Annotated in this window: 20 protein-coding genes; 6 read left to right on the top strand and 14 right to left on the bottom strand. The window is 34.3% G+C overall.

Annotated elements, in window-relative coordinates:
* Positions 1-8: 8 nt before the first annotated feature.
* The 3 genes from BMZ76_RS06980 to BMZ76_RS06970 are packed head-to-tail and all read left to right on the top strand — an operon-like array spanning position 9 to position 3,866.
* Positions 9-1,553: a peptide MFS transporter gene (locus BMZ76_RS06980; RefSeq protein ID WP_091204302.1), complete on the top strand. Its 1,545-nt coding sequence runs from the start codon at positions 9-11 to the stop codon at positions 1,551-1,553.
* Between the two features lie 4 nt (positions 1,554-1,557).
* Positions 1,558-3,363 carry a peptide MFS transporter gene (locus BMZ76_RS06975; protein ID WP_091204300.1) on the top strand — a complete coding sequence of 602 codons (1,806 nt, stop codon included), beginning with the start codon at positions 1,558-1,560 and terminating at the stop codon, positions 3,361-3,363.
* A gap of 44 nt (positions 3,364-3,407) precedes the next feature.
* Complete coding sequence (locus BMZ76_RS06970; RefSeq protein WP_091204299.1) at positions 3,408-3,866, top strand: thioredoxin family protein; 459 nt, start codon at positions 3,408-3,410, stop codon at positions 3,864-3,866.
* A 6-nt stretch (positions 3,867-3,872) separates the two neighbouring features.
* Here BMZ76_RS06970 and BMZ76_RS06965 read toward each other — a convergent pair whose 3' ends face one another.
* The 5 genes from BMZ76_RS06965 to surE form a co-directional block, all read right to left on the bottom strand.
* A complete protein-coding gene (locus tag BMZ76_RS06965) occupies positions 3,873-5,909 on the bottom strand; it encodes a ComEC/Rec2 family competence protein (RefSeq protein ID WP_091204298.1) in 2,037 nt (678 codons plus the stop codon).
* Between the two features lie 97 nt (positions 5,910-6,006).
* Positions 6,007-6,525 carry a C40 family peptidase gene (locus tag BMZ76_RS06960; protein ID WP_091204296.1) on the bottom strand — a complete coding sequence of 173 codons (519 nt, stop codon included), beginning with the start codon at positions 6,523-6,525 and terminating at the stop codon, positions 6,007-6,009.
* 45 nt (positions 6,526-6,570) lie between these two features.
* Complete coding sequence (gene lpxB, locus BMZ76_RS06955; protein ID WP_091204455.1) at positions 6,571-7,683, bottom strand: lipid-A-disaccharide synthase; 1,113 nt, start codon at positions 7,681-7,683, stop codon at positions 6,571-6,573.
* An 82-nt stretch (positions 7,684-7,765) separates the two neighbouring features.
* Positions 7,766-8,038 carry a hypothetical protein gene (locus BMZ76_RS06950; protein WP_091204294.1) on the bottom strand — a complete coding sequence of 91 codons (273 nt, stop codon included), beginning with the start codon at positions 8,036-8,038 and terminating at the stop codon, positions 7,766-7,768.
* Complete coding sequence (surE, locus tag BMZ76_RS06945; protein ID WP_091204454.1) at positions 8,031-8,810, bottom strand: 5'/3'-nucleotidase SurE; 780 nt, start codon at positions 8,808-8,810, stop codon at positions 8,031-8,033. Before surE ends, BMZ76_RS06950 begins: the two co-directional genes overlap by 8 nt.
* A 208-nt stretch (positions 8,811-9,018) precedes the next feature.
* On the opposite strand from surE, the gene BMZ76_RS06940 reads away from it, so the two are divergent.
* Positions 9,019-11,196, top strand: a complete 2,178-nt coding sequence (locus BMZ76_RS06940) for a carboxy terminal-processing peptidase (RefSeq protein ID WP_091204292.1) — start codon at positions 9,019-9,021, stop codon at positions 11,194-11,196.
* Positions 11,197-11,556: 360 nt separating this feature from the next.
* Here BMZ76_RS06940 and rodA read toward each other — a convergent pair whose 3' ends face one another.
* The 6 genes from rodA to purH form a co-directional block, all read right to left on the bottom strand.
* Positions 11,557-12,792, bottom strand: coding sequence for a rod shape-determining protein RodA (gene rodA, locus BMZ76_RS06935; protein WP_091204290.1), 1,236 nt, complete (start codon positions 12,790-12,792; stop codon positions 11,557-11,559).
* A 5-nt stretch (positions 12,793-12,797) separates the two neighbouring features.
* A complete protein-coding gene (gene mrdA / locus BMZ76_RS06930; protein WP_091204288.1) occupies positions 12,798-14,753 on the bottom strand; it encodes a penicillin-binding protein 2 in 1,956 nt (651 codons plus the stop codon).
* A complete protein-coding gene (gene mreD / locus BMZ76_RS06925) occupies positions 14,750-15,256 on the bottom strand; it encodes a rod shape-determining protein MreD (RefSeq protein ID WP_091204286.1) in 507 nt (168 codons plus the stop codon). Before mreD ends, mrdA begins: the two co-directional genes overlap by 4 nt.
* Positions 15,249-16,073 carry a rod shape-determining protein MreC gene (gene mreC / locus BMZ76_RS06920; protein ID WP_091204284.1) on the bottom strand — a complete coding sequence of 275 codons (825 nt, stop codon included), beginning with the start codon at positions 16,071-16,073 and terminating at the stop codon, positions 15,249-15,251. Before mreC ends, mreD begins: the two co-directional genes overlap by 8 nt.
* Before the next feature lie 100 nt (positions 16,074-16,173).
* Positions 16,174-17,202, bottom strand: a complete 1,029-nt coding sequence (locus tag BMZ76_RS06915) for a rod shape-determining protein (RefSeq protein ID WP_091204281.1) — start codon at positions 17,200-17,202, stop codon at positions 16,174-16,176.
* A 54-nt stretch (positions 17,203-17,256) separates the two neighbouring features.
* Positions 17,257-18,783, bottom strand: coding sequence for a bifunctional phosphoribosylaminoimidazolecarboxamide formyltransferase/IMP cyclohydrolase (gene purH / locus BMZ76_RS06910; protein WP_091204279.1), 1,527 nt, complete (start codon positions 18,781-18,783; stop codon positions 17,257-17,259).
* Between the two features lie 197 nt (positions 18,784-18,980).
* Here purH and BMZ76_RS06905 point away from each other — a divergent pair, with 197 nt between their 5' ends.
* On the top strand, positions 18,981-20,231 hold the full coding sequence (locus tag BMZ76_RS06905; RefSeq protein WP_091204276.1) for an ABC transporter permease: 1,251 nt from the start codon (positions 18,981-18,983) through the stop codon (positions 20,229-20,231).
* A 169-nt stretch (positions 20,232-20,400) separates the two neighbouring features.
* Here BMZ76_RS06905 and accD read toward each other — a convergent pair whose 3' ends face one another.
* From accD to tamL, 3 genes are all read right to left on the bottom strand, one after another.
* The gene (accD, locus tag BMZ76_RS06895) at positions 20,401-21,255 is read right to left on the bottom strand and encodes an acetyl-CoA carboxylase, carboxyltransferase subunit beta (RefSeq protein WP_091204271.1); all 855 of its coding nucleotides are present in this window, start codon (positions 21,253-21,255) and stop codon (positions 20,401-20,403) included.
* Positions 21,256-21,363: 108 nt separating this feature from the next.
* A complete protein-coding gene (gene fbaA / locus BMZ76_RS06890; RefSeq protein WP_091204268.1) occupies positions 21,364-22,431 on the bottom strand; it encodes a class II fructose-bisphosphate aldolase in 1,068 nt (355 codons plus the stop codon).
* A 61-nt stretch (positions 22,432-22,492) separates the two neighbouring features.
* Complete coding sequence (gene tamL / locus BMZ76_RS06885; RefSeq protein WP_091204266.1) at positions 22,493-25,060, bottom strand: translocation and assembly module lipoprotein TamL; 2,568 nt, start codon at positions 25,058-25,060, stop codon at positions 22,493-22,495.
* A 37-nt stretch (positions 25,061-25,097) separates the two neighbouring features.
* Between tamL and BMZ76_RS06880 the strand changes: the two genes are divergently transcribed.
* Complete coding sequence (locus tag BMZ76_RS06880; protein ID WP_091204452.1) at positions 25,098-25,823, top strand: RNA methyltransferase; 726 nt, start codon at positions 25,098-25,100, stop codon at positions 25,821-25,823.
* Positions 25,824-25,864: the final 41 nt, after the last annotated feature.

The following is a 25,864-nucleotide window of genomic DNA, read 5'->3' as shown; positions in this document are numbered from 1 at the left end:
AGCGCTTTATGACAAACGACGCATTGAACAAGGAAGAATTTTTTGGACATCCAAAAGCGCTTTTTATATTGTTTTTTACCGAAATGTGGGAACGGTTTTCGTTTTATGGAATGAAAGCTTTGTTGATTTTTTATCTTACAAAGTACCATTTGTTTTCGGATACTTCTGGGAATTTACTGATTGGAAGTTATGCTGCTCTCGTATATGCAGTGCCAGTTTTAGGCGGCTTTATTGCGGATCGCTATCTGGGATTTAGAAAAGCGATTGTTTTTGGAGGTATTATGTTGGTGCTGGGTCATATAGGAATGGCTTATGAAGGGAATGCCGCAACAGAATCAATTACTAGAGAAATTACACGGGACGAAACCGCCTTACAAATATTTTACTTTTCATTATCGTTAATTATTGTCGGAGTTGGTTTTCTGAAAGCCAATATCTCTTCATTGGTGGGAGAATTATATGAAAAAGGTGATAAAAGAAGAGATTCTGGATTTACTTTGTTTTACATGGGAATCAACTTAGGGTCTTTTATGGCTACGCTGATATGTGTTTGGCTAGGCGAAAAATACGGTTGGAGTTATGGTTTCGGTGCAGCTGGAGTCGGAATGTTTTTTGGATTATTGACTTTTATTTCCGGAAGAAAATTATTGATGGGAAAAGGAGAATCGAACAACCCATCTTTCTTAGAGAAAAAATCATTTGGACTTAAAAATGAATGGTTGATTTATATTGGAAGTGTTTTGTCAACTTTATTGTTTTGGCAAATGGTCCAAAATCACGATGCAGTTTCATGGGCTTTAAAAATTGCGGGTGGAATTTCTTTTATTTATATCGTTTATTATGCTGCTACGCAACTCGATGGTAAAGCACGTCACCAATTGATTGCTTTAACTATTCTGATTGTATTTACGATTGTCTTCTGGGCATTGTTTGAGCAAGCGTATACCTCCATGAATTTATTTGCCGATAGAATTTTAGACCGAACTATATTTGGTTATGAAGTATCTGCTGGACAATTCTTAAGTTTTAATGCCTTATTTATAATTTTGTTAGCTCCGGTTTTTGCATGGATATGGCCAAATTTAGGAAAATACAATCCTAATACAGCCGTGAAATTTGCTTTAGCATTAGCTTTCGTTGGTTTAGGTTTTGGAGCATTAGTAATGGGGATAAATCTTTCTGGTGCAGGCAAAGTAGCGGCAATTTGGCTAATATTAGCTTATTTTTTACATACTTGTGGGGAATTGAGTTTGTCACCGGTAGGACTTTCTGCAGTGACTAAATTATCTCCAGCAAAAATCGTTGGGTTCATGATGGGCGTGTGGTTTTTGGCAACAGCCAGTTCTGAATTTATAGCTTCTATTTTAGCGAATATCGCTTCTGTTGATACTTCAAATGGTACAGCACCGGATTTAAATTTAGCTAAACAGAGTTATTTAGTGCTTTTTGAATACTTATTTTACACAGGACTTGGTTTTGGATTGCTACTATTAGTACTTTCGCCAATAATAAAAAAATTAATGCACGGAGTAGATAACGAATTAAACAATTAATAATATGAGTCAAAATACTACAGATCAATTTTTTAAAAGCACCGTTTTAGGGCATCCTGCGGGATTATTCGTTTTGTTTTTTACAGAGATGTGGGAGCGTTTCTCATTCTACGGAATGCGTTCTTTATTAATATTATTTTTAACTGCTTCCTTTACAGATGGCGGTTGGGAATGGACTCGTGAAAATGCTTCTGCATTATTTGGTTCATACGTAGGTTTGGTTTATTTATCAACCATGTTAGGGGGTTATTTTGCCGATAAAGTAATTGGTTTTAGATGGGCTGTTGTTGTGGGAGCCACTTTAATGACTTTAGGACATGCTTCCATGGCTGTTGAAACTGAATTTTCAATCTATTTAGGATTAGTATTGTTGGTTTTTGGAAATGGTTTCTTTAAACCAAATATGACTTCTATCGTATCTGAAATGTACAAAGACCGTCCTGAAAAGAAAGATGGTGCGTATACATTGTTTTACATGGGTGTAAATGCAGGAGCGTTCTTTGGGATTTTACTTTGTGGTTATTTAGGTGAAAAAGTAGGTTGGACCTACGGATTTGGTTTAGCCGGAATCTTCATGTTCTTTGGAATGCTACAATTTTGGTTGTCTCAAGATATCTTTGGGGATATTGGTTTGAAACCAAGTAAAGAAAGCAAAGCAAAAGCGGAAGCTTTGGACACTGATAAAAGAAATCCTTTTACTCCAATACAATTAGCAGCAATTGCTTTCTCTTCTATTTTAGCATTATTATGGCTTGTAAATGATCCTGCTTCTAAAATATCAGGTGGTAAAGTAAATGTTTTTTCTTTCCTTGGACCTAGTGGAAATGCTATTGCAATTGTCTCAGCATTAGTTGTATTTATTATATTATTGGTTTACAGATTTACTCAATATTCTAAAATTACTAAGGAGAAATTAATTGCAGTTACATTTTTTGCATTTCTGACTATTTTCTTCTGGGCAATTTTTGAGCAGTCTCCAAACAGTTTAACCATTTTTGCGAGTGATTATACAGACAGAGTATTAGAGGGTAATTGGAGTGTCGTATTTTTAGTAATGAATTCATTGATTACTATTTTGCCATTAGTAATTATCACTTGGGTATTGATATTATTGTTCAAACAGACCTTTAAATTCTATGCTGTTGCAAATATTATTCTAAGCATCAGTTTTATTATTATCTGGGCAATAGCAATCTGGATGTTGACTAGAGATTATTACACAGCAGGATATTTATCATTATCAGATTCAACCTTGCAAGCATTGAAAATTGACAAAGTAACCACGGCATTAACGGAAGTTCCTGCTACATGGTTTTCGACCTTAAACTCCTTGTTTATTATTTCATTAGCACCGTTGTTTTCTAAATGGTGGGAAAGTAAATACAATCCTTCTGCGAATTTAAAATACGGAATTGGAATGGGATTATTAGCGCTAGGTATGGCTTGTGTTGCTTTTGGCGCAAGCGGAATTGAAGCAGGTGCAAAAACCGCTTCAGTAAGTATGATTTGGTTAATTCTCGTATATCTTTTCCATACTATGGCTGAATTGTGTATCTCTCCAGTTGGATTGTCTTATGTGAGTAAGCTAGTTCCGGCTCGTATGATTGCTTTCATGTTTGGTGTTTGGTACTTGGCGGTAGCAATTGGTATGAAAGGTGCGGGTATGTTTGGAGAAAACATTGATAAAATCGCAAATGAACACGGATTGAGTTACTTCTTTTGGATGTTGACTATCATTTCCATTGTCGTTGCTTTATTCTCTGTAGCGATGACTCCGGTTATTAAAAAACTAATGCACGGTGTTCGTTAAACTTTAGGCATCATTTTTGATTTTAAATCGATAAAATTATAAACATGAATAAAATTATAGTTGCTTTATTATTGTTTGCCGGCTCATTTGCAGCCGAAGCTCAAGAACTAGTTTGGGAGACCAATGTCACTAAGGCAATGGAAATTTCGAAGGAAACCCAGAAACCATTATTGTTGTTTTTCACCGGAAGTGATTGGTGCGGATGGTGTATTCGTTTGCAAAAAGAAGTTTTGAGAACGCCTGAATTTGCGGCTTGGGCCAAGGAAAATGTGGTTTTAGTCGAATTGGATTATCCAAGGAAAGCGCCGCAGACAGCTGACATTAAAAAACAAAATAATGAATTGCAAATGGCTTTTGGAATTCAAGGGTTCCCAACCATTATACTTGCAAATGCCATTACAAAAGACGGTAAAGTTAATTTTGAAGGCATTGGAAGTACGGGTTATGTAGCTGGCGGACCTTCAGCTTGGTTAGCTGTAGCAAATGGTTTTCTGAAAAAATAAAAATTCTTAATTCAATTTATAAAATCCCTTTTCGCCAGTTGCGTGAAAAGGGATTTTCTGTTTTTTACAACTGGCTTTCCATAGTTTTTGTATGTTTTTAAAGTTGGATGCATCAGCTACAACTAATTTGGGTTTCATTATTTGGAACAAACGATCTGCATTTATTTTAGCGGATTGTGTCAATATGATAATATCGGGCTTGATATTTTTGGGATAAATTCCGGAGCTGTCTAACACAAAAATCTTTTTTCCATTAAAGAACATGAAATTTTGAAGTCGCATTTTCTGTTGTAAAGTGCTTAAGTTTCCAATGCGATAGGATTTTAAAAGACTGCTTTTTTGAGCGGTTTTCAAAATGCTGTCATTGGCATAAATTAAAATGTTTTCTCCATTTCTCTCCGCAATCAAGGTGTTTTTTCTGCTGTTGAAAACGATAAATTCCTCTTCGTTTTGAATTTTATACTCTATTTTAAAATATGAAAATTGTAAAATAATGATAGATATTAAAATCACAGCCAATCTATTAAAGCTCGGTTTTTTGAACCAAATGATTAACGCAAACAATAATAAATAACCACTAAGCAAAAGATAAAAGTGAAGTGGAATATCCTGAATAATGAACTGTTCCAAGGAGGCAATTGCATTGATGATTTTATTTAAATAATAAATATTCCATTCCAGCAGTTGAGACAGGAATACGGGAATCATGTTGAACGCTGCTAAAAGCATCACCAAAACACCTAAAATCATAATGATGCTCAGTATAGGAATAATAATCAGATTAGTGACAAAGAACAAACCGGGAAACTGATGGAAATAATAAATACTCAGTGGTAAAGTGCCTATTTGTGCCGCAAAGGAAACGGTAAGGATATCCCAAATATATTTTGAAACTTTGTATTTTGGTTTCCAAATGGAAGATAAAAGTGGCTGCAGCCAAATGATAAAAAACAAAGCGATATAACTTAATTGAAAACCGACATCAAATAAAAACGAAGGTTCGAAAAGTAGAATCAACAATACAGAAACTAATAATGTGTGATAAATATTCACACTTCTCCGAAGATGATTTCCAATCGCTACAAACGAAAACATAGTTACGGAACGAACCACTGAAGGTGCTAAACCTGCAATAATCCCGAACATGGATAATGAGATAAGAATAGTGATTAACTTTATAAAAGAACCTCGCTTGGTGTTGGGAATTGGTTTTAGAATAAACGTCACAAATAACAGAATAAAGCCAATATGCAATCCGGAAACGGATAAAATATGTACTGCTCCGGCATATTGATAATCCCGAATAATTTCAGGCGAAATATCTTGTTGTTGTCCCATTATTAATGCAATGGCGACATTCAACTCGGTTTTGTTGAAGTCGTTTTTTTCTAAATTGCGAATAATTCGGGTTCTCAATTTAGAAGAATAGTACCAAATGTTTTTCTCTATTTCAGTTCCAATTTTTATTTCGTCAACGTCAGCATACAGCTGCGCATAGATTTGTTTGTTTTCAAGGTATTTGCTGTAGTCAAATTGATTTGGGTTATTTGGCGGTTTATTTTTTGTTAAGGTCCCTTTTATCAACAAAGAATTCCCAACTTCAAGAACGTGATGCAAACTGTCATTTTGAATGTTTAATATTATTCTTCCTGTTTGTTCTTTCTGGTCGATATGATTAACAATGGCTAAATAACGATTGCTAAACGTTGAACTTTTCAGCTTTTCTCTGATCGTTAGTGAAATGATATGCGGTTGTTCAAAAATTTCCTTGTTGTGAGTGTAGTTGTTTTTTTTGAAAAGATCGGTATGAATGATTTGCGTTGAAAGACCAATAATAACGGAAAGAAAATAAGTTCCGATTCCAAAATAGAGCGAGAATTTACTGTTTTTTTTGGATAAAAAATACAGCATTACAAAAACACAGATGAATATGAAAAGTACAACAAACAGCGCCTTGATAGAGAGCTGGAAATAATGTCCAAAAAGCAAACCGATAACAAACCCGAATGTTATTCTGGCTAGTGGGAATTGTAGTACTTTCATAACTCTAAAGTACACATTTTTAGTAAGAAACGAATTTATTTCTTTTTTAGTTTTTTTATAATTTTAAAAACTAAATTCTTTCCAAAAAGAGTACTAATTAAAGTACACGGTTGATTTGGACGAAGGTTTTTTTGTAATAAGGTTCTTTGGTTGAGGAAATAATTACTCCTTTTGAAGTGGAGGAGTGGATGAATTTTATTTCTTCATCGGTTGCTTCAATCACGATTCCAACGTGATTTATTTCTTTGTTTTTATTCGTTTTAAAAAAAATCAAATCGCCTTTTTGGACTTGATCTTTTTTTGGATTTAAAACAATGCCAATTTTTGATTGTTGAAAGGAATTGTGGGGAAGACTAATATTTTCCGAATTAAAAATGGTGTACATTAAACCCGAACAGTCAAAACCAGCTTTTGTTGTGCCGGCATATTTGTATTTTACACCTAAATTTTCAGTAGCTGCATCAATTAATTGTTCGGCTAGCTGATTTGCTTTTCTCTTTTCAGATCGAGTTAATTTCTCTTTTGGATCTCTTTCTTTAGAAGTTACAATGGGCGATGTCGATTTACAAGCGGTAAAAAAGATGCCAAGGCACAGGAGGTAAAGTAAACGTTTCAAAAGAGTTTTTTTAGTTGATTTTAAAATTTGGAAATAAATTATAGATTATTTTAAATCATTTACAATCAATGCAGCAGTTTTTTCACTAGCTCCATTTCCGCCTAATTGCTCTTCTAATAACGCATATTTTTCTAAAAGCGTATTGCGATGACTAGTTTTTAGTATTTTTTCGAGTTCTTCCCTAATGCGTTTTGTAGTGCATTCGTCTTGAATTAACTCGGTTACCACTTCTTCATCCATAATCAAATTCACTAATGAAATGTATTTGAGTGTAATAATTCGTTTCGCAATTTGGTAAGAAGCCCAACTGCCTTTATAACAAACTACTTCGGGAACTTTAAACAGCGCCGTTTCCAGTGTTGCAGTTCCTGATGTGACTAAGGCTGCAGTTGCATTTCGCAATAAATCGTAGGTTTTGTTAGAGATGAATTTTATGTTTTCCTGCGTGATAAAATTTTGGTAAAAAGAAAATTCCTGACTTGGAGCACCCGCAATTACAAATTGATAGTCCGGAAAATCTTTGACTACACTGAGCATTACAGCTAGCATTTTAGTAATTTCTTGCTTTCTGCTGCCGGGTAAAATGGCGATAATTGGTTTGCTGTTTAATTGGTTTTCTTTTCTGAAAAGAACGGGTTCAACTACTGGTTGGTTGTGAATGGCATCAATAAGTGGATGACCAACAAATTCGACTGGAAAATGATGTTTGTCTTCATAAAACTTTTTTTCGAAAGGTAAAATCACGTACATTTTATCAATATCGCGCTTGATATCTGTAATTCTGCTTTCTTTCCATGCCCAGATTTGCGGAGAAATATAGTAATGGGTTTTCATTCCCAATGCTTTCGCCCATTTGGCAATTCGCAAATTAAAACCCGGGTAATCGATTAATATAAGTACGTCAGGCTGAAATTCAAGAATGTCTTTTTTACAGATTTTTATGTTGTTCAGAATTGTTTTTAGATTAAAAATCACTTCAATAAATCCCATAAACGCTAATTCACGATAGTGTTTCATTAATGTACCGCCAACATTTTTCATTAAATCACCGCCCCAAAACCGGATGTCAGCAGTAGGATCTTTTTTGTATAGCTCTTTCATCAAATTAGAACCATGCAAATCACCTGAGGCTTCTCCCGCAATTATGTAATATTTCATGTTTTTTCGATTTGGAATTTTTAAAATCAAACGGATAAAATCATTTTTGCTGCAATAATTTCATTCTGCTGCAAAGATAAACTTAAATAAATAAAGTGAAAATCGCCAAGGCAATGACTGCCAAAACAACACCACGCGCCATCATTTCTTTATTCATTTTGAGTAAAATTCCAAATGCTATCAGCGTCAGAATTGATCCCAAAGTGATTATTTTACCTAGATTTCCTTGTGATTTCATGATTTGAATTCCTGCGATGAATTTGAATTCCGTAAAAATGGTTATAAAAATATAGGATCCAAGCAGCGTAGTTGCAAACCCTAATAAAAATCCGAGTAACAAGTCTTTTTTATTCATTCCATTTCAAGGTGTTAAGTTGTTGTATGGCATGGTGTGCGGTCAAGTCAAATTGTACAGGAACGACTGATACAAATCCATTTTCTAAGGCCCATTCATCCGTATCTTCTCCTTTGTCTTGGTTTACAAATTCGCCTGCCAGCCAGTAATAGTCTCTTCCCTGCGGTGTTTTTCTCTTGTCAAATTTCTCTAGCCAAATTGCTTTCGCTTGACGACAAATCCTAATTCCTTTAATGTCTTTTTGTTCCAATTTAGGAAAATTAACATTTAAAACTACGCCTTCCGGAAGTCCATTTTCAAGAACTTCTACAGATATTTTGCGGATAAATGATTTTATATTCTCAAAATTGGCGTTCCAGTCGTAATCCAATAATGAGAATCCAATAGCGGGAATTCCTTCTATTCCTGCTTCGACGGCGGCGCTCATTGTACCGGAATAAATCACATTTATCGAAGAATTTGAACCGTGATTAACGCCAGAAACACACAAGTCAGGTTTTCGTTTCAAAATTTCGTTAACGGCCAGTTTTACACAATCAACTGGTGTTCCAGAGCAACTGTATTCTAAAAAAGGATCTGCCTCTTTTGAAATTTTATTCAAATATAATGTGCTGTTGATGGTAATGGCATGACCCGTGGCGCTTTGTGGTGTGTCTGGAGCGACCACAACGATTTCTCCCAATTCTGCCATAACCGAAATTAGGGCTCTTATACCAGGTGCTGTAATGCCATCGTCATTCGTTATTAAGATTAAAGGTCTTGTTTTTTTCATTATTATTTCAGTAAAAAAAAGGTTGGTTTTTATGATTTTAATGGCAAATGTAATTACACAAAATGGGATTAAGTAAACAAAAGATAAAAATATGTTATCTTGATTCATTTAAGTTAATTAAAAAAAACATTTTTATATCTTTAACAAAAATTTATGGGAGCCCTGCTGACGTTGGCATAGTTTTTACCGTAACTTAGAATAAAAATTGATGAATACTACTCTTAACTTTATGAAAAGAAATTATAAAATTATCCTTGTTGTCGTATTTCTCTCGGTAACATTATTTGCCTTCAAAATGAATGCGTCTAAAGCAAATGATCCTGAAAAAGACAAGCTGCTTTTGGAATTATTAACTTTTGTGATTGAAAAAGGGCACTATAGTCCAGCGAAAATCGACGATACTTTTTCGAAGGGGATTTACAAAGATTATATCGAGGCTTTGGATCCTTCGAAACGATTCTTTTTGCAATCTGATATTGATGAATTTTCAAAATTCGAATTGCAATTAGACGACCAGCTATTAAATAAAGATTTGTCTTTCTTTAATTTGACTTATGAGCGTTTGATGAAAAGAATGAACGAAAGTACTAAAATCTATAAAGATGTTTTGAGCAAACCTTTTGATTATACTATTGATGAAAGTTTCAATATTGATTATGAAAAAGCACCTTACCCTAAAAATGCTGCTGAACTTAATGATAAATGGCGCAAACAAATTAAATTGTCTGCACTGTCATCTTTAATTGACAAACAAAAATTAGAAGAGGATAAAAAGAAAAATGATGCAAATTATGTTGTCAAATCTTTTAATGTTTTAGAAAAAGAAACCAGAGAAAATTCGGTAAAATCGCTTGATGAGTATTTTGGATTTATAAAAGATTTGGACAGAGACGATTGGTTTTCTGTATACATCAATTCCATTACAGCACGTTTTGATCCACATACAAATTATTTCGCAGCCGAAGAAAAAGAGCGTTTTGATGTAAGCATAAGCGGGAAGTTAGAAGGAATTGGGGCACGCCTTCAAAAGAAAAATGATTTAACGGAAATTTCAGAGCTTATTTCTGGCGGTCCTGCTTGGAGAGGAAAACAATTGGAAGCAGGGGATTTAATAATGAAAGTTGCGCAAGGAAATGGCGAAGCGGTTGATGTAGTTGGAATGCGTCTTGATGATGTGGTGAAGAAAATAAAAGGTACTAAAGGTTCGGAGGTACGCCTTACCGTAAAAAAAGTAGACGGGACAATTAAGATTATTTCTATTGTAAGAGATATTGTTGAAATAGAAGAAACGTATGCGAAGTCCAGTATTGTAAACAAAAACGGATTGAAATACGGTGTAATATATTTACCAAAATTTTATATTGATTTCGAAAACGCAGATGGTAGAGATGCCGGAAAAGATATTGCTTTAGAAGTTGATCGATTGAAGAAAGCAGGAGTAAACGGAATTGTTTTGGACGTTCGTGATGATGGTGGTGGGTCTTTGTCAACTGTTGTTGATATAGCAGGATTGTTTATAGAACAAGGGCCAATCGTTCAGATAAAATCTGCCGGTAGAAAAAAAGAAGTGTTGTACGATAGAGATGCAAAAATTGAATGGGACGGACCGTTGGTGATTATGGTGAATAGTTTTTCAGCATCTGCTTCTGAAATTTTAGCGGCAGCAATACAAGATTATAAAAGAGGAATTATCATAGGAAGCAAACAAACCTATGGTAAAGGAACTGTCCAAAATGTGATTGATCTGAACCAATTTGTACGCAGTAGTTCTGTTGGAGATTTAGGAGCTATAAAAACAACAACGCAGAAATTTTACAGAATAAATGGAGGTTCTACGCAATTAGAAGGAGTACGCAGTGATGTTGTAATGCCGGACCGTTATGCTTATCTAAAAATGGGAGAGCGTGATGTTGATAATGCTATGCCTTGGGATAAAATAGATCAAGCTGATTATCAAGTATGGAATAAGAATGCCAACTTTAATCAGGCAATTACAAATAGTAAAAATAGAATCTCTCAAAACGCACAATTTCAATTAATTGAAGAGAATGCGAAATGGATTGACAGCAGAAGCGAAGAGAATGTGTATAGTTTAAATATTGAGAAATTCAAAATTGCTCAATTAGATATAGAGGAGAAAGCTAAAAAATACAAACCAATTGTAGATTATAAAAATTCGTTCACATTTACTTCGTTGCCTTATGAAACGGACGCCATGAGTAAAGATGTTACTTTGAAAGATAAAAGAGAGAGATGGCACGAGGAATTATCCAAAGACATTTATGTTGAAGAAGCACTTAATGTTTTAGATGATTTACAATCTAAAGTAGTTTCTAGAAAGAATATGCCTGTAAAAATTAAAAAAGATAAATTGGCTAAATCTTAAAAATAAGACTGTAGAACAATAATAACTAAAATGCCCTTTAATTCGAAAGAATCATAGGGTATTTTTATTTTGGTAACTATCGTCTTAATTTAATTATAACTTTTGGAGAAAATTAAGTAAATGTTAATCAATTTTGTTTGTGTATCATTTAAAACAATTTAATTTGCCGAAATGCATGGAATTAAAGAACGGATTTCTATCAAAATACTGTCCGAACTTTTGATTAAGAATCCACAGCTGTCGGATTCAGTTGAATAAAAAATAAGATGAATACATTAATCTTGCTGCTCTTTATCAAAAAAACAAAGTTATATTCAGCAATGAGGTTGCAATGGGTTTCTTTCGCTTAAAGTTGCCAAATTACCATTCGTTTACTTTATTTGCATCCATTTTTATGAATATAAACAACAAGATCGTGAATCCCCAAAGTCCAGAACCTCCGTATGAAAAGAATGGAAGCGGAACCCCAATTGTTGGAAAAATACCTACCACCATCGCAATATTTACGAAGAAGTGTGTGAATAAGATTCCTGCAACACAATATCCATAAACTCTGCTGAATTTTGTTTTTTGTCTTTCTGCTAAGTAAATTATTCTTAGGAATAGACCTGTAAAAAGGGCTATTACGACCAAAGAACCTGCAAATCCCCACTCTTCGCCTACAGTTGTAAAAATGTAATCCGTATGTTGTTCTGGGACAAATCCACCTTTAGTTTGAGTGCCTTCAAGAAATCCTTTTCCTAACCAACCTCCAGAGCCAATAGCAATTTCGGATTGATTGGTATTATATCCAATGCCTTTCAAGTCTACTGTTTTCCCTAAAAGGATATTAAAACGATCCCTGTGGTGTTGTTTAAATACATTGTCAAAAACATAGTCCACAGATAAAACAAATCCTGATAGCAACACAAAAAGAATACTGCTCAAAATGATATTCCTATCGGCTAATCTAGATTTAAAGTGTATGATTAATAGCACCAACAGTCCTATAAGGATTACATATTGAGGTTCTAATACCAGCGTTAATACAAATAAAAGAATGGTTATAAAACCGGTCCATACATACCAAGCCGGAAGTCCTTCGCGGTACAAGACAATGATGAATATACTGTAAATCAAAGCACTTCCGGGATCGGGCTGTGGTAAAATGAGTAGTACGGGTAAAATTATTATCGCAAGTGCCTGCCATTGGCGGGTCACATCTTTGAGATTGATTTGAGTGTCGCTTAAATATTTAGCTAAAGCTAAGGCTGTTGCAGCCTTTGCAAATTCAGAAGGTTGAATTGTAAAACTTCCTATTGCGTACCAACAGCGCTGACCGGCGATTGTTTTTCCAAATAGAAATAGTCCTGCCAGTGATAGTAATGAAATTCCAAAAATGATACTAGCGTATTTTTCATAAAATTTCCCATCGACTGAGAGTACAATGAAAATCAAGGGTATGGTCAATACGATAAATATCAACTGTTTTTCATAAGTATCTTCCATTGAGGATAAGGAAGAAGAATAAATATTCAGCCAGCCCATAATGACTAATGAGGCATAAATGATTATACTTATCCAGTCAATATTATTTGTTACACTTTGATTTTTCATCTGAATTAAATAACTTGTTTTTTCTCTTTGGTGGAATCAATTTTTACTTTCAAATTTGGAATTATTGTTTTCTTTTTTAGAAGAGAATCACTAATTCTTAATTGTAATTTCACGGCTGCAGAAAGTCCGCCTAATTTAGCATATTGACTTTGTAAACTAGTAGCAAGTATTCTTTTTTCTAAATCAATTCTTGTAATTTTTTGTCTCAGGTATTTTTCTATCATTAAACTGGCAATTGGGCCTGCGACTGTTGACCCAAATCCTCCATTTTCGACTAAAATGGCTATAGCTATTTTCGGATTATCCTTTGGAGCAAAAGCGACAAATATAGAATGATCTTTAAGTTGTACTCTTTTACCTCCAATTTTAGCAAAATTTTCTGCTGTTCCGGTTTTACCACAAATATCAATTCCTTCAACTCTAAGAGCAGATGCGGTTCCTTTGTTGTACACATCAAATAACCCACTTATCATTGGGGGAAAGTGCTTTTTGTCAATACTGGTTACATGTTTTGTGGTAAATTTTTTATCAATTTGTCTTCCTTCAATTTTCTTTATAATATGAGGAGTGTAATAATATCCTTCGTTGGCAACGGTGGCCATCATATTAGCGAGTTGAATGGGTGTCATCAAAACTTCTCCCTGTCCGATTGCATTAGATATAATTGTTGTGCCTCTCCAGCCTCCGTTTGGATAAATTCTTTTATAGGTTTTTGAATTTGGTATGTTGCCTTTTTTACCAGTGGGTAAATCGTAGCCCATAAAGCTCCCTAGTCCAAAACTTTTCACATGATTACTCCAAACATCTACAGCGTAAGCAGGTTTTGCATATTTCGCAATAGTGCGTAAATAGGCATTTGAAAAGTAAGCGTTACAAGATTTATAAATTCCGTTATGCAACTGAAGAGGACCAAAACTTTTACAGTGGCATTTCTGAAATCTCCCTCGGCCGTAACTAAAACCACCAAGGCACATGTAAGAAGTCTGTTCATCTACTACTTCTTCTTGAAGCGCTATAAGACCCGTTAAAATTTTGAAAGGAGATCCAGGAGGATATTCAGCCAATAAGCCTCTGTCATATAGTGGTTTTGCGATGGAGTCACGGTATAATTCAGTATAATTCTTAGATCGTTGTCTTCCTACTAATATGGAAGGATCATAGGATGGCGCAGTAACTAATGCCAGAATTTCTCCGGTACTAGGTTCAATGGCTACAATTCCCCCTCTTTTATTAATCATCAATTCCTCTCCATATTTTTGTAGTTCAGCATCTATTGTTAGGTTGATATCTTCTCCCTGAACAGCAATAGTGTCGTATTTTCCATCTTTATACGAACCAATTTCACGGTTGTATTTGTCTTTTTGAAAATATTTTACGCCTTTTACTCCTCGCAAAAGATCTTCATAGCTTTGTTCAACTCCTTGTTGCCCAATCAAATCACCACTATTGTAATATGGATTTTTTTCTACTAACTTCTCATTTACCTGAGTGATAAAACCAAAAACGTTAGCTCCAAAAGCTACTTCATAATCACGAAGAGAACGCTTTTGAAAATAAAAGCCTTCGTATTTTCGTATTTTTTCTTGGAAAGCGGCAAATTCACTTTTATTTAGTTGCGATAAAAAAACAGAGGGCAATCTAGGACTGTATATTTTAGCCTTTTCAATTTTTTTAATAAAATCTTCTTTGGTGATATTCAGTAATTGACAAAATTCTAAGGTATCTGTTTTTTTTACTTCTCGGGGTATAACCATGATGTCATAGGACGCCTGATTGGCCACTAATAACTTTCCTTTTCGGTCGTAGATATAGCCTCTTTCAGGATATTCGTATTTTTTTTTTATCGCATTATTTTCAGATTTCAACTTTAAAGTATCATCAACAACCTGCAAATAAAATATTCGCATTACGAGTAAAAAAGTAGCAAGAATAATTAAGGAAGGCAACAAGACTTTTCTCATCTTTTGTTTGGCTTAATAAGGTATATTATGATAATGCAGATAATGATTGTAAATATGGTACTTAATACAGTTGTAATCAGTGTGTCCAGTATAAAGCTTAACTGAAATGCCTCCAATAAAAATAATGTAAAATGATGAATTACAACGGATAGTAATATAAAAGAAAATCGCTGTGGTGTTAAAACATCATTTATTTTTATGGTTTGATATTCATAACTCAGACCAAATGCAAATTTAAAAATAGAAGGTCTGAAATACGCTAAAACTAAACACGCCGTAGCATGTGTCCCACCAGAGTTGCTAAACAGGTCCATGATAATTCCAAGTAAAAAACTGCTAACCACAAGCGCTGATTTGTTTCCGTTTACGGGATACAATATTATAAATAAGATATAAGGAAATGGACTGATGTATCCCAAAAAATTCATATTATTGAATATTATAATCTGAATGGCCAATAACAGAATAAATCGGAAAATATTGACTAACAAGGCGCTATTCATCTTTTTCTCTTTTTTCTAAATTTATAATTTCTTCACGATCTTTACTTTTTATAATATAAACATGGCCTAAATTAGTCATATCGTTAAAAAGTTTGACATCCAAGGTGTAATAGTTGGTTATCTTATCTCTATAAATTTTAGCGATTGTTCCAATGTTGATGTTTTCAGGAAAAATAACCGATTGTCCGCCCGTAACAATAGTGTCGCCAATCTTTATTAATGCTAATCGTGGAAGATCTGTCAATTGCACGAAACCAGTACTTTTTCCGTTCCAATTCAGTGAACCAAAATGATTTGATTTTTTAATTTTAGCATTAATTTGAGATCTTTTATTCAGAATGCTGACTACAGTTGAATAGTTTTTGGAAGTATTCTCAATGACTCCTACAATACCTAAACTGTTAATTACTCCCATGTCTGCTTTTACACCGTCGATTTCTCCTGAATTTAATGTCAAATAATTTTCATGTACATTATAGGAGTTGTGAATCACTTTTGAAACAAGTAAATCCTCAGGTTTAACCCCTTTCAGACTGTCTAATTTCTTAACAGCGGTTGTGTCTTTACGATTAAACAAAAGACTTTTTAATTTAGCATTTTCAAGTGCAAGTGCATCGTTTTGAGTTTTTAAGTTTAAATACTCATTTAGATTGTTCACCTTTTCGTAAACACCACCACTTAAAAAGTTTGCAGAACTAATTATTTTGCTTCTGTGGAAGGAATGGGATTGAATCGTCAGTGTTAACGATATACCCAAAAGCAGCAAAAACAGTATTCTGTTACTGTTTTTAAAAATAAAATTAAATATTTGCTGCATTGTTTAAAATTGAATATTTAAATAAATCAAAAATAGAATTCTAAATCCCATTTTACTGACAATCTGTAGTAAAAATTGGAATTTAAAATTCATTTTTTTGTTATTTTATAAGGATACTTTTAAATTTCACGATATTTTTAAGCGCCATACCAGTTCCTCTAACAACTGCTCTCAATGGATCTTCAGCAATATAAACAGGTAAGTCTGTTTTTTGCGAAATTCTTTTATCAAGACCTCTTAACATTGATCCTCCACCAGCAAGATAAATACCGGTATTGTAAATATCAGCAGCTAATTCTGGAGGTGTTTGAGATAGAGTTTCCATTACCGCATCTTCGATACGTTGTATGGATTTGTCTAATGCTTTTGCAATTTCTCTATAAGAAACTTCAACTTGTTTTGGTTTACCTGTTAGTAGATCTCTACCTTGAACAGACATGTCTTCTGGAGGAGTTTCTAAATCTTCGATAGCGGCACCAATTTGAATTTTTATTTTTTCAGCGGTAGTTTCTCCAACAAATAGATTGTGTTGGGTACGCATATAATATACAATATCATTCGTAAATACATCACCAGCAATTTTCACTGATTTGTCACATACGATTCCACCTAATGCAATCACTGCAATTTCAGTTGTTCCACCACCTATATCAACAATCATGTTTCCTTTAGGTTGCATAATGTCTATTCCAATACCTATTGCGGCGGCCATAGGTTCATGTATCAAATAAACTTCTTTACCATTAACTCTTTCGCATGATTCTTTTACCGCCCTCATTTCCACTTCAGTAATGCCGGAAGGAATACAGACAACCATTCTTAATGCGGGTGTAAACATTCTTTTCTTCAATGCTGGAATGCTTTTTATAAATAAGCTTATCATTTTTTCGGAAGCATCAAAATCAGCAATTACACCGTCCTTCAAAGGTCTAATCGTTTTAATGTTTTCATGTGTCTTACCCTGCATCATGCTGGCTTCTTTACCTACAGCAATTATTTTACCAGATATTCTATCGCGGGCAACTATTGAAGGGCTGTCAATTACTACTTTATCATTATGTATGATTAAAGTGTTAGCGGTACCAAGGTCTATCGCAATATCCTCGGTCATGAAATCAAAAAATCCCATAAGTTTTTTAAGGGTTAAAATGTTATAAATTTGAAACGAACAAAGTTAAACAAATTAATGTTTAAAATGACGCGTTCCCGTAAATACCATTGCAACTTTATTTTCATTGCAGTAATTGATACTTAATTCGTCTTTAATAGATCCACCGGGCTGTATTACAGCTGTAATTCCTGCTTTTTTAGCTATTTCCACACAATCCGGAAAAGGGAAAAAAGCATCACTCGCCATTGAAGCTCCATGCAAATCAAAACCGAAATTTTTAGCTTTTTCAATGGCTTGAAGCAAGGCATCAACTCGTGATGTCTGTCCTGTGCCGGAAGCAATAAGTGTACCGTTTTTGGCAAAAACAATCGTGTTTGATTTTGTGTTTTTACAAATTTTCGAAGCAAATATTAAATCTTGAATTTCTTGTTCTGACGGCGTGTTTATAGTAACGGTTCTTAATGCTTCTTTAGTATCTGTGATGTTGTTTCTTTCCTGAACTAAAATTCCGTTTAAGCATGTTCGTACGAGTTTTTGTGGCAATTCAACCTCGTTTTGAACTAATATAATTCGGTTTTTCTTTTCTTGTAAAATGGCTGTAGCTTCTTTATCAAATTCCGGAGCAATTACAACTTCGCAAAACAATTTGTTGATTTCGACAGCAGTTGCAACATCAATTTTAGTATTGGAAATCAAAACGCCTCCAAAAGCTGATGTTGGGTCGCAGGCCAATGCGGCTAAATATGCTTCGTTTACCGTTGTTCTAGTGGCTAAACCACAAGCATTATTATGTTTTAATATAGCAAATGTAGGTCCGTCATTTTTGAATTCATTAATCAAATTTACAGCAGCATCTACATCTAATAAATTGTTGTACGACAATTCTTTTCCGTGAACTTTCTTGAACATAGCGTCAAAATCACCGAAGAAAAATCCTTTCTGATGTGGGTTTTCGCCGTATCTTAAGGCTTGGCCGTTAGCAATACTTTGTTTGTATATTGTTTCATCAGTATTGAAATAGTTGAAAATTGCAGTGTCATAATGGGATGAAACATGAAATGCTTTTGTAGCCAATAATTTTCTGTCTTCTAGTGTTGTTCCACCATTTTGTTCTGTAATCATGTCCAGAAGTAAACTATATTGCTCAACCGAAGCAACGATTACAGTATCCTTAAAGTTTTTTGCGGCAGCACGAATTAAAGAAATACCACCAATATCTATTTTTTCAATGATGTCAGCCTCATCTGCCCCTGACGCAACTGTTTTTTCAAAAGGGTACAAGTCCACGATTACCAAATCAATTTGGGGGATATTGAATTCTTGCATTTGTTGCACATCGCTCTCGTTGTCTTGGCGATTTAATATTCCTCCAAAAACTTTTGGGTGAAGTGTTTTAACTCTTCCGCCCAAAATAGAAGGGTAGGAGGTCACATCTTCTACGGGTATTACGGGAATCCCTAAGTTTTTTATGAAATCCTCTGTACCACCAGTAGAATAAAGTGTAACATTTTGACTATTTAGTTGTCTTACTATCGGTTCCAATCCTTCTTTTGAAAAGACTGAGATTAAAGCAGATTGAATTGTTTTAGTTGTACTCATTATGTAGTTATAGTTATAAAATGCAAAAATAGTTTTTTAATGTCAAAATAAAGCCATTTGAAATTGAGATAATTGTAATTTTTAATGCTGTTCTATTGGAGGACATAAAATAATGGAGCAGCGATGGAACGAAATGATTTTTCGTTAGGTTTTTGAATAATATTTACAGAATTTTACTTTAACACAAAACAGATTGTATGTTAGTTTATCTTCGATTATTAAAAGAGAGTTTAGGGTTTGCAATGAATGCGTTGCGCAACAATAAGTTACGAACTTTGCTTTCTTTGCTAGGAGTGACGATCGGTATTTTTTCTATCATTGCTGTTTTGGCTGCTGTAGATTCTTTGGACAAAAAAATAAAAAAAGATTTGAGCAGTTTGGATAAAAATACTATTTATTTAATGCGATTTTCTTTTGGTCCTTCCGAAATTCCAATGTGGAAAAAGGAACAGTTTCCGGATGTTAAATACGATGAATATGAATATTTGAAAAGTTCAATGAACAATTTAGATCAAATGGCGTACCAATTTTTTGTGGGTAGAGAAAGTCTTAAATTCGAGTCGGGATCTGTAAGTGATGTTAACATTGTTCCAGTTTCTCACGAATTTATAGAAATTCAAGGACTTGAGTTTGAAAAGGGAAGATTTTATAATGAATCTGAATCTAATTCTGGAGCTCCTGTAATCGTTTTAGGATATGATATTACGAAGAGTCTTTTTGGCGAAAGTGAACCAATCGGGAAAAATCTACGTCTGTATGGTCAGCGTTTCACCGTTATTGGGATGTTGAAAAAGCAAGGTGCAGGAATGTTTGGCGATAGTAATGATACGTCAGCTTTCATTCCGGTTAATTTTTTAAGGAAGTTGTACGGGGACAATAATGATGCGATGACGCCTGTAATTCTGGTGAAGCCTGAAAAGGGGGTTGATATGGATGCGTTCAAAGCGGAACTGGCTCAGAAACTACGAAATTATCGCGGTATGAAAATAGATGAAATCGATAATTTTTTCATCAATGTTCTTTCCGGATTTACAGATTTATTAGATGGAATTATTAGTGCCATGCGTGGAGGCGGAATTTTGATTAGTGTTTTTTCGTTTTTAGTTGGTGGATTTGGAGTGGCTAACATAATGTTCGTTTCAGTAAAAGAGCGTACCAATTTAATTGGGATTCAAAAATCGTTAGGAGCAAAAAATAGATTTATACTTTTTCAATTTTTATTTGAAGCTATTATTCTTTGTGTTATTGGTGGAGCAATTGGTTTATTGATAGTTTGGTTGTTATCCGTGCTTTTAACTAGTGTGTTGGATTTTGAATTCGTTTTGAGTTTTTGGAATATACTTATTGGTTCAGGATTGTCAATTATTGTTGGTGTGATTTCTGGAATTCTTCCGGCTATCTCCGCTTCTAAATTAGATCCTGTTGAGGCAATTAGAACCGGAATGTAAATAAATTAAGTTCGGTTTTTGGAAGGAACTTGCATTCCTTTTTTAGAAATAAATTGTATAGAAATGCAAAAAAAAAGCAGCTTCCGATATTTTTGGAAGCTGCTTTTTTCAGTTTATATTTTAAAAAAAAGTGGTGTAAAATAAAAATCCCGATTGCACGGGATTTCATTTATCGGATAGGATTATTTTGGATCAAATCGATATACAAGTTAATCTTGTCTTTCAATTCTTTTCTTGGTGTGATAAAGTCTAAGAAACCATGTTCAAGAAGAAACTCAGCAGTCTGGAAACCTTCCGGCAAATCTTTTCCTGTTGTGTCTCTTACAACTCTTGGTCCTGCAAATCCAATTAATGCGCCTGGTTCAGATATGTTGATGTCACCCAGCATCGCGTATGAAGCAGTTGTTCCTCCAGTTGTTGGGTCTGTACATAACGAAATGTAAGGCAATTTTGCTTCAGCAAGCTGAGCCAGTTTTACAGATGTTTTAGCTAATTGCATTAATGAATAAGCGGCTTCCATCATTCTTGCTCCACCAGATTTAGAAATCATTACAAATGGCATGTTGTTTTTGATTGCGTGATCAATTCCTCTCGCAATTTTTTCACCTACAACTGCACCCATAGAACCACCAATGAAGGCAAAATCCATACAGCAAATAACTAAATCTTTACCTTTTGATTTTCCAACTCCCGTGCGTACTGCATCTTTGAGTTTGGTTTTTTCCATTACATCTTTCAAACGATCTGCATATTTTTTGGTGTCAACAAAATGCAAAGGATCTTTAGAAGTCATGTTTTTATCTAATTCAACAAATTCATTGTTGTCAAATAAAATGTGAAAATATTCTGTACTTCCAATTCTAACGTGAAAACCATCCTCGGGACTTACAAATAAGTTACGAGCTAGCTCATCGGCATCAATAATTTTTCCAGTTGGAGATTTGTACCAAAGTCCTTTTGGAATATCCATTTTGTCTTCGGTAGCAGTAGTAATCCCTTTTTCTTTTCTTTTAAACCAAGCCATTTCTTTAGTATTCAGTGTTCAGTAATCAGGTATTCAGTGTTTTGTAATCAGTTTTAGTGTTCCATTATCAGCATTTGAGAACTGAACACTAAAAACTGACCACTATTTTTATAATGTATTCACGTTGTTCAAGTCCGCAAATGCTTGTTCCAGCCTTGTGTTGAAAGTAACTTCGCTTTCACGCAACCATTTTCTTGGATCGTAATGTTTTTTGTTTGGAGCATCAGCACCTTCTGGGTTGCCAATTTGAGTTTTCAAATAGTCAATATTTTTTACCATGTAATCACGAATACCTTCGGTAAATGCAAATTGTAAATCAGTATCGATATTCATTTTTATTACACCGTAGCTAATACCTTCTCTTATTTCTTCTAATGTAGAACCGGAACCACCATGAAAAACAAAATCCACTGGGTTGTGTCCTGTATTGAATTTGTTTTGAACAAAATCCTGAGAGTTTTTTAAGATTTTTGGAGTCAATTTCACATTCCCGGGTTTGTAAACGCCATGAACATTTCCAAAAGCAGCAGCAATTGTAAATCTTGGGCTTATTTTAGAAAGTTCTTCGTATGCATACGCAACTTCTTCAGGTTGTGTGTATAATTTAGAACTATCCACATCTGAGTTGTCCACACCATCTTCTTCACCACCAGTAATTCCAAGTTCGATTTCCAATGTCATTCCCATTTTGCTCATTCTTTCTAAATAGCCTTTGCAAATTTCGATATTTTCTTCGATTGGTTCCTCAGATAAATCAATCATGTGAGACGAATACAAAGGTTTTCCAGTTTTAGCAAAATGTGCTTCCGAAGCATCTAACAAACCGTCAATCCAAGGTAATAATTTTTTTGCACAGTGGTCAGTATGTAAAATTACTGTAGCTCCGTAAGCTTCCGCCAAAGTATGAATATGTAATGCACCAGCTATGCCACCAGCGATTGCAGCTTTTTCTCCTACATTCGAAAGTCCTTTTCCAGCGTTGAATTGTGCTCCTCCATTAGAAAATTGAATGATAACCGGAGCATTCAGTTTTGCTGCAGTTTCAAGAACGCCATTGATTGTATTTGACCCCGTAACATTTACTGCCGGAAGTGCAAATCCTTTTTCTTTAGCATAATTAAAAATTTCCTGAACCTGATCTCCTGTAGCTACGCCTGGTTTTATGTTGTGTGTCATTGTACTTTTTTTAGTTGTTTTTTTTAGTTTTTAGTTTTGCAAAAATAAGAATTAATTAGCATTAGAACGGATAATTTATTCCAAAATTTAAAACGGAGTTCGCAAAGTTGTATTCTCTAAACCATCTTTTGTTGGTTTCATTGGCGGGATTGTAGGTTTTAAATCCTAGATCAAAACGAATTACAAAAAAACTCAAGTCGTACCTGATTCCAAATCCTGTGCCCAATGCCATGTCTTTTAAATCGCTGAGGTCGGTGAAGGTAGATTTCTCATCCACGACATTATCCAGTACATTCCAAATATTCCCAGCATCAGCAAAAACAGCTCCTTTCAAACTACCCAAAAGTTTAAATCGAAATTCTCCACTGATGGCAATTTTCATGTTAGCTTCATTAAAATCATCTAAAGCTCCGCTGCTTCCAGGTCCTAAACCATACGGTTGCCAAGCTCTGTTGTCATTCGATCCGCCTGAAAAGTAACTTCGGGAAAAAGGAATGTAATTTGAATTTCCAAACGGAATGGCGATTCCAAAAAAGGTACGGAATGCAACGATTTTTTCTTTGGATAAATCCCAATGTTTGATGTAATCGAATTCTGTTTTTATATATTCAGAATATTCCAGATTGAATATTTCATAATTCCCATTGATGTTTTTTTTCTGATTGGTGGTCTTTGCAAAAGCGGATAAAATCGTTCCCGCGGATTCTATTTTCGTTTTGAAAAGATAAAAATTATTGTCGGCTAAATCGTTTTTAGTTGTTTTTGAAAAAGTAAAACTGGTTGCTAAAATAAAATCGTTTTCCGTAAGTCTCAATCGTCGCTCTTCAATACTTCTTACCGCTTCAATATCGGCAGTTTTTAATGGTTTTAAAAAGTTGGCGTTACCCGTAAGAACATCATTTGTAAAACCGGCTGTTCCTTGTTCAATCAACAAATCTTTGTTTATGTTATTGTTATAATAGGAAGAATTTGTGTTGTATTCTTTGCTTAAGTCATTTAAGGCATTGTAAGAAGAACCGTAAACATTAAAATAGTTTTTAGGATTTAAATTTCGAACAAACTGAGTGCTGAAAAGATCAAATTTAGCCGTGTGATTTATTTTTGGAGTCCAATTATAAGAAAGCGCGCCCGTAAAATTCTCTTTGTCTAATCCTATGTTTCTTTGTTTTGCGAAACCTACGGTAATTAGAGTAGATGGAATCATGCTTTTGGCAATGATTTTATCGGTATTAAACGGCATGAAAATTCGTGGGATATTTAGTTTTAAATCCAATCCATATTCTGAAACATTGAAAAAATTATTTTTTGGATTCGCTAGATCTTTTGACGCGCCTATGTTTCCACGTGCTGCAATTTCAAGTGTTTCTGCGCCATTGAATACGTTTCTGATTGTTTCAGAAACACTTAAACCAATACCAAAATCCTGAATGTTAGAATGGGTCACATCCAATGTGGTTCCAAAACTATATTTTTTTCTTGGAGTCAAATACACTTTGGCAATCAATGATTGCGCAGTTGTATCTCTTTTATCAACTTCATATTGTATCGAAGGATAATTGAAAATCTTAAGATTGTTCAAATACCGCGTGGTCAAAACGGTTTTATTGTCAGCGTACAATCCTCCTTTTGTAATAAAAATGGCGTTGGTAATTGCTTTTGGTTTGTATTTTAATTTTTCCTGACTGTAAAGATTAAAGTTTTTATACGTGGTACTATCTGTAATGTTTAGCGCATTATTACTTGGAGAATAATCAGTGTAGATATTTACATCGCTTATTTTATAAATTTTGAAAGGTTCAGTTTTAGTTGAATCCCCTTCTTGATAGGAATAATTATTAATCATCAAATTAATGTTTGCCAGATTCACTTTTTTAATGGTGTCAATGTCGAAAGTCACATAATTGGGCTGAAAATAATACACTCCATTGTTTCTGAAATGAGTGGTAATGCGGTTTTTTTCATTTTCAAAATCATCTGTTTTGTATTGATTCCCGGACTTAATGTACGTGTTAGATTTGTTTGTTTGGTACAACGAATCCAAAGCTGGTGTTGCAATAGTAGTCCTCAAAGAATCCAGAAAGTAAGCGTTTCCGGGAGTTACAGCATATTTTATCTTGGCTTTTTTTAGAGCCAACGTATCTATTTTGTAAGCGGCATTTACATTAAAAAATCCATTATTGAAATAGTAATATTTCAAACGCAACAATGATTTGTCGGCTCGGTCTTTATCAATAATTACAGGAGGTTCGCCGGTTCTTTTCAAGAAATCATGAATTCCGTGATACCAAAAAGATTTTCCCAGACGATTCACTTGTTTTTCTGACAACCATTTTGATTTTCGTCTGAATTTTTCCGGATTGTTGGTAAATTTGGCTTGGTATGTTGAATCTGGATTTAGGTTTGCTAAATTGTAAAGATTCAATCGCAATCTGTATCCCAGTAAGGTGCTGTTTGGTTTTTGATACAGTTGATTAAAAACATTTTCATCCTTAATTGTCTTGTCATTTACGGTAATTTCGTTTTTCGTAAGCAGCAGTTTTCCGTCTGGAACTCTTTTTACAGCGTTACATGCGGAAATTAGTATTGCAATTACAATAAATGCAGTTATTTTTGTGGAAATTTTTTTCAAGTGTCCTAAAATATTTAATTCAAAAGTACATTATTTTATGGTTAGTAAAAACCAAATAAAGCTTATAACGAGTTTGCAACAAAAAAAATATAGAATTGCCAATAAATTATTTTTTGCCGAAGGTGTGAAAGGGATTCAGGAACTCTTGGATTCTGATTTTGTATTGGAGCATTTGTATACCACTCAAAATGATTTTGACGCGGTTTCCAAGGAAAAAAAAACCATTGTTTCAGCAAGTGATTTAAAAAAATTAACGGCATTGGCGACGTCGAATTCTTGTTTAGCTGTTTTTAAAATGCCAACAGAAAAACCAATCATAGAAACCGGTTTGATTGTAGCGCTCGATTCTATTCGGGATCCCGGAAATTTAGGGACTATACTGCGATTGTGTGACTGGTTTGGAATACAACAAGTCTTGTGTTCAAAGGAAACGGTTGATGTATACAATCCGAAAGTGGTGCAGGCTACAATGGGTTCTATAGCGAGAGTCAACATCAATTATATAGATTTAAACGCTTTTGTGGCAACTACCAAATTATCAGTTTTTGGTACGTTTATGGATGGAACGAACATTTATAAATCGGTATTGCCCAAAGAAGGAATTATTATTATGGGGAACGAAGCGAACGGAATTTCTACCGAACTTGAAAAGTTGGTAACCAGCCGACTCACAATTCCTCGTTTTGGCGATCTTCAAAAAACAGAAAGCTTGAATGTAGCTACGGCAACTGCTATTGTTTTAAGTGAATTCTGCAGAGGTTAGTATTTAGTTCTTAGTCATAGGTTACAATGAGATCTGAATAT

It is taken from the genome of Flavobacterium xueshanense (assembly GCF_900112975.1).
In the GTDB taxonomy this organism is placed as follows: Bacteria; Bacteroidota; Bacteroidia; order Flavobacteriales; family Flavobacteriaceae; genus Flavobacterium; species Flavobacterium xueshanense.
Note: the sequence above shows the minus strand (reverse complement) of the source record. Positions and strands in the feature narration are given on the sequence as shown.

What these genes read in the sequence shown, in the direction of transcription:
- BMZ76_RS06980 (WP_091204302.1), top strand. Translation starts at nt 9, where the DNA reads ATGACAAACGACGCATTGAACAAGGAAGAATTTTTTGGACATCCAAAA.
- BMZ76_RS06975 (WP_091204300.1), top strand. Translation starts at nt 1,558, where the DNA reads ATGAGTCAAAATACTACAGATCAATTTTTTAAAAGCACCGTTTTAGGG.
- BMZ76_RS06970 (WP_091204299.1), top strand. Translation starts at nt 3,408, where the DNA reads ATGAATAAAATTATAGTTGCTTTATTATTGTTTGCCGGCTCATTTGCA.
- BMZ76_RS06965 (WP_091204298.1), bottom strand. Translation starts at nt 5,909, where the DNA reads ATGAAAGTACTACAATTCCCACTAGCCAGAATAACATTCGGGTTTGTT.
- lpxB (WP_091204455.1), bottom strand. Translation starts at nt 7,683, where the DNA reads ATGAAATATTACATAATTGCGGGAGAAGCCTCAGGTGATTTGCATGGT.
- BMZ76_RS06950 (WP_091204294.1), bottom strand. Translation starts at nt 8,038, where the DNA reads ATGAATAAAAAAGACTTGTTACTCGGATTTTTATTAGGGTTTGCAACT.
- surE (WP_091204454.1), bottom strand. Translation starts at nt 8,810, where the DNA reads ATGAAAAAAACAAGACCTTTAATCTTAATAACGAATGACGATGGCATT.
- BMZ76_RS06940 (WP_091204292.1), top strand. Translation starts at nt 9,019, where the DNA reads ATGAATACTACTCTTAACTTTATGAAAAGAAATTATAAAATTATCCTT.
- rodA (WP_091204290.1), bottom strand. Translation starts at nt 12,792, where the DNA reads ATGAAAAATCAAAGTGTAACAAATAATATTGACTGGATAAGTATAATC.
- mrdA (WP_091204288.1), bottom strand. Translation starts at nt 14,753, where the DNA reads ATGAGAAAAGTCTTGTTGCCTTCCTTAATTATTCTTGCTACTTTTTTA.
- mreD (WP_091204286.1), bottom strand. Translation starts at nt 15,256, where the DNA reads ATGAATAGCGCCTTGTTAGTCAATATTTTCCGATTTATTCTGTTATTG.
- mreC (WP_091204284.1), bottom strand. Translation starts at nt 16,073, where the DNA reads ATGCAGCAAATATTTAATTTTATTTTTAAAAACAGTAACAGAATACTG.
- BMZ76_RS06915 (WP_091204281.1), bottom strand. Translation starts at nt 17,202, where the DNA reads ATGGGATTTTTTGATTTCATGACCGAGGATATTGCGATAGACCTTGGT.
- purH (WP_091204279.1), bottom strand. Translation starts at nt 18,783, where the DNA reads ATGAGTACAACTAAAACAATTCAATCTGCTTTAATCTCAGTCTTTTCA.
- BMZ76_RS06905 (WP_091204276.1), top strand. Translation starts at nt 18,981, where the DNA reads ATGTTAGTTTATCTTCGATTATTAAAAGAGAGTTTAGGGTTTGCAATG.
- accD (WP_091204271.1), bottom strand. Translation starts at nt 21,255, where the DNA reads ATGGCTTGGTTTAAAAGAAAAGAAAAAGGGATTACTACTGCTACCGAA.
- fbaA (WP_091204268.1), bottom strand. Translation starts at nt 22,431, where the DNA reads ATGACACACAACATAAAACCAGGCGTAGCTACAGGAGATCAGGTTCAG.
- BMZ76_RS06880 (WP_091204452.1), top strand. Translation starts at nt 25,098, where the DNA reads ATGGTTAGTAAAAACCAAATAAAGCTTATAACGAGTTTGCAACAAAAA.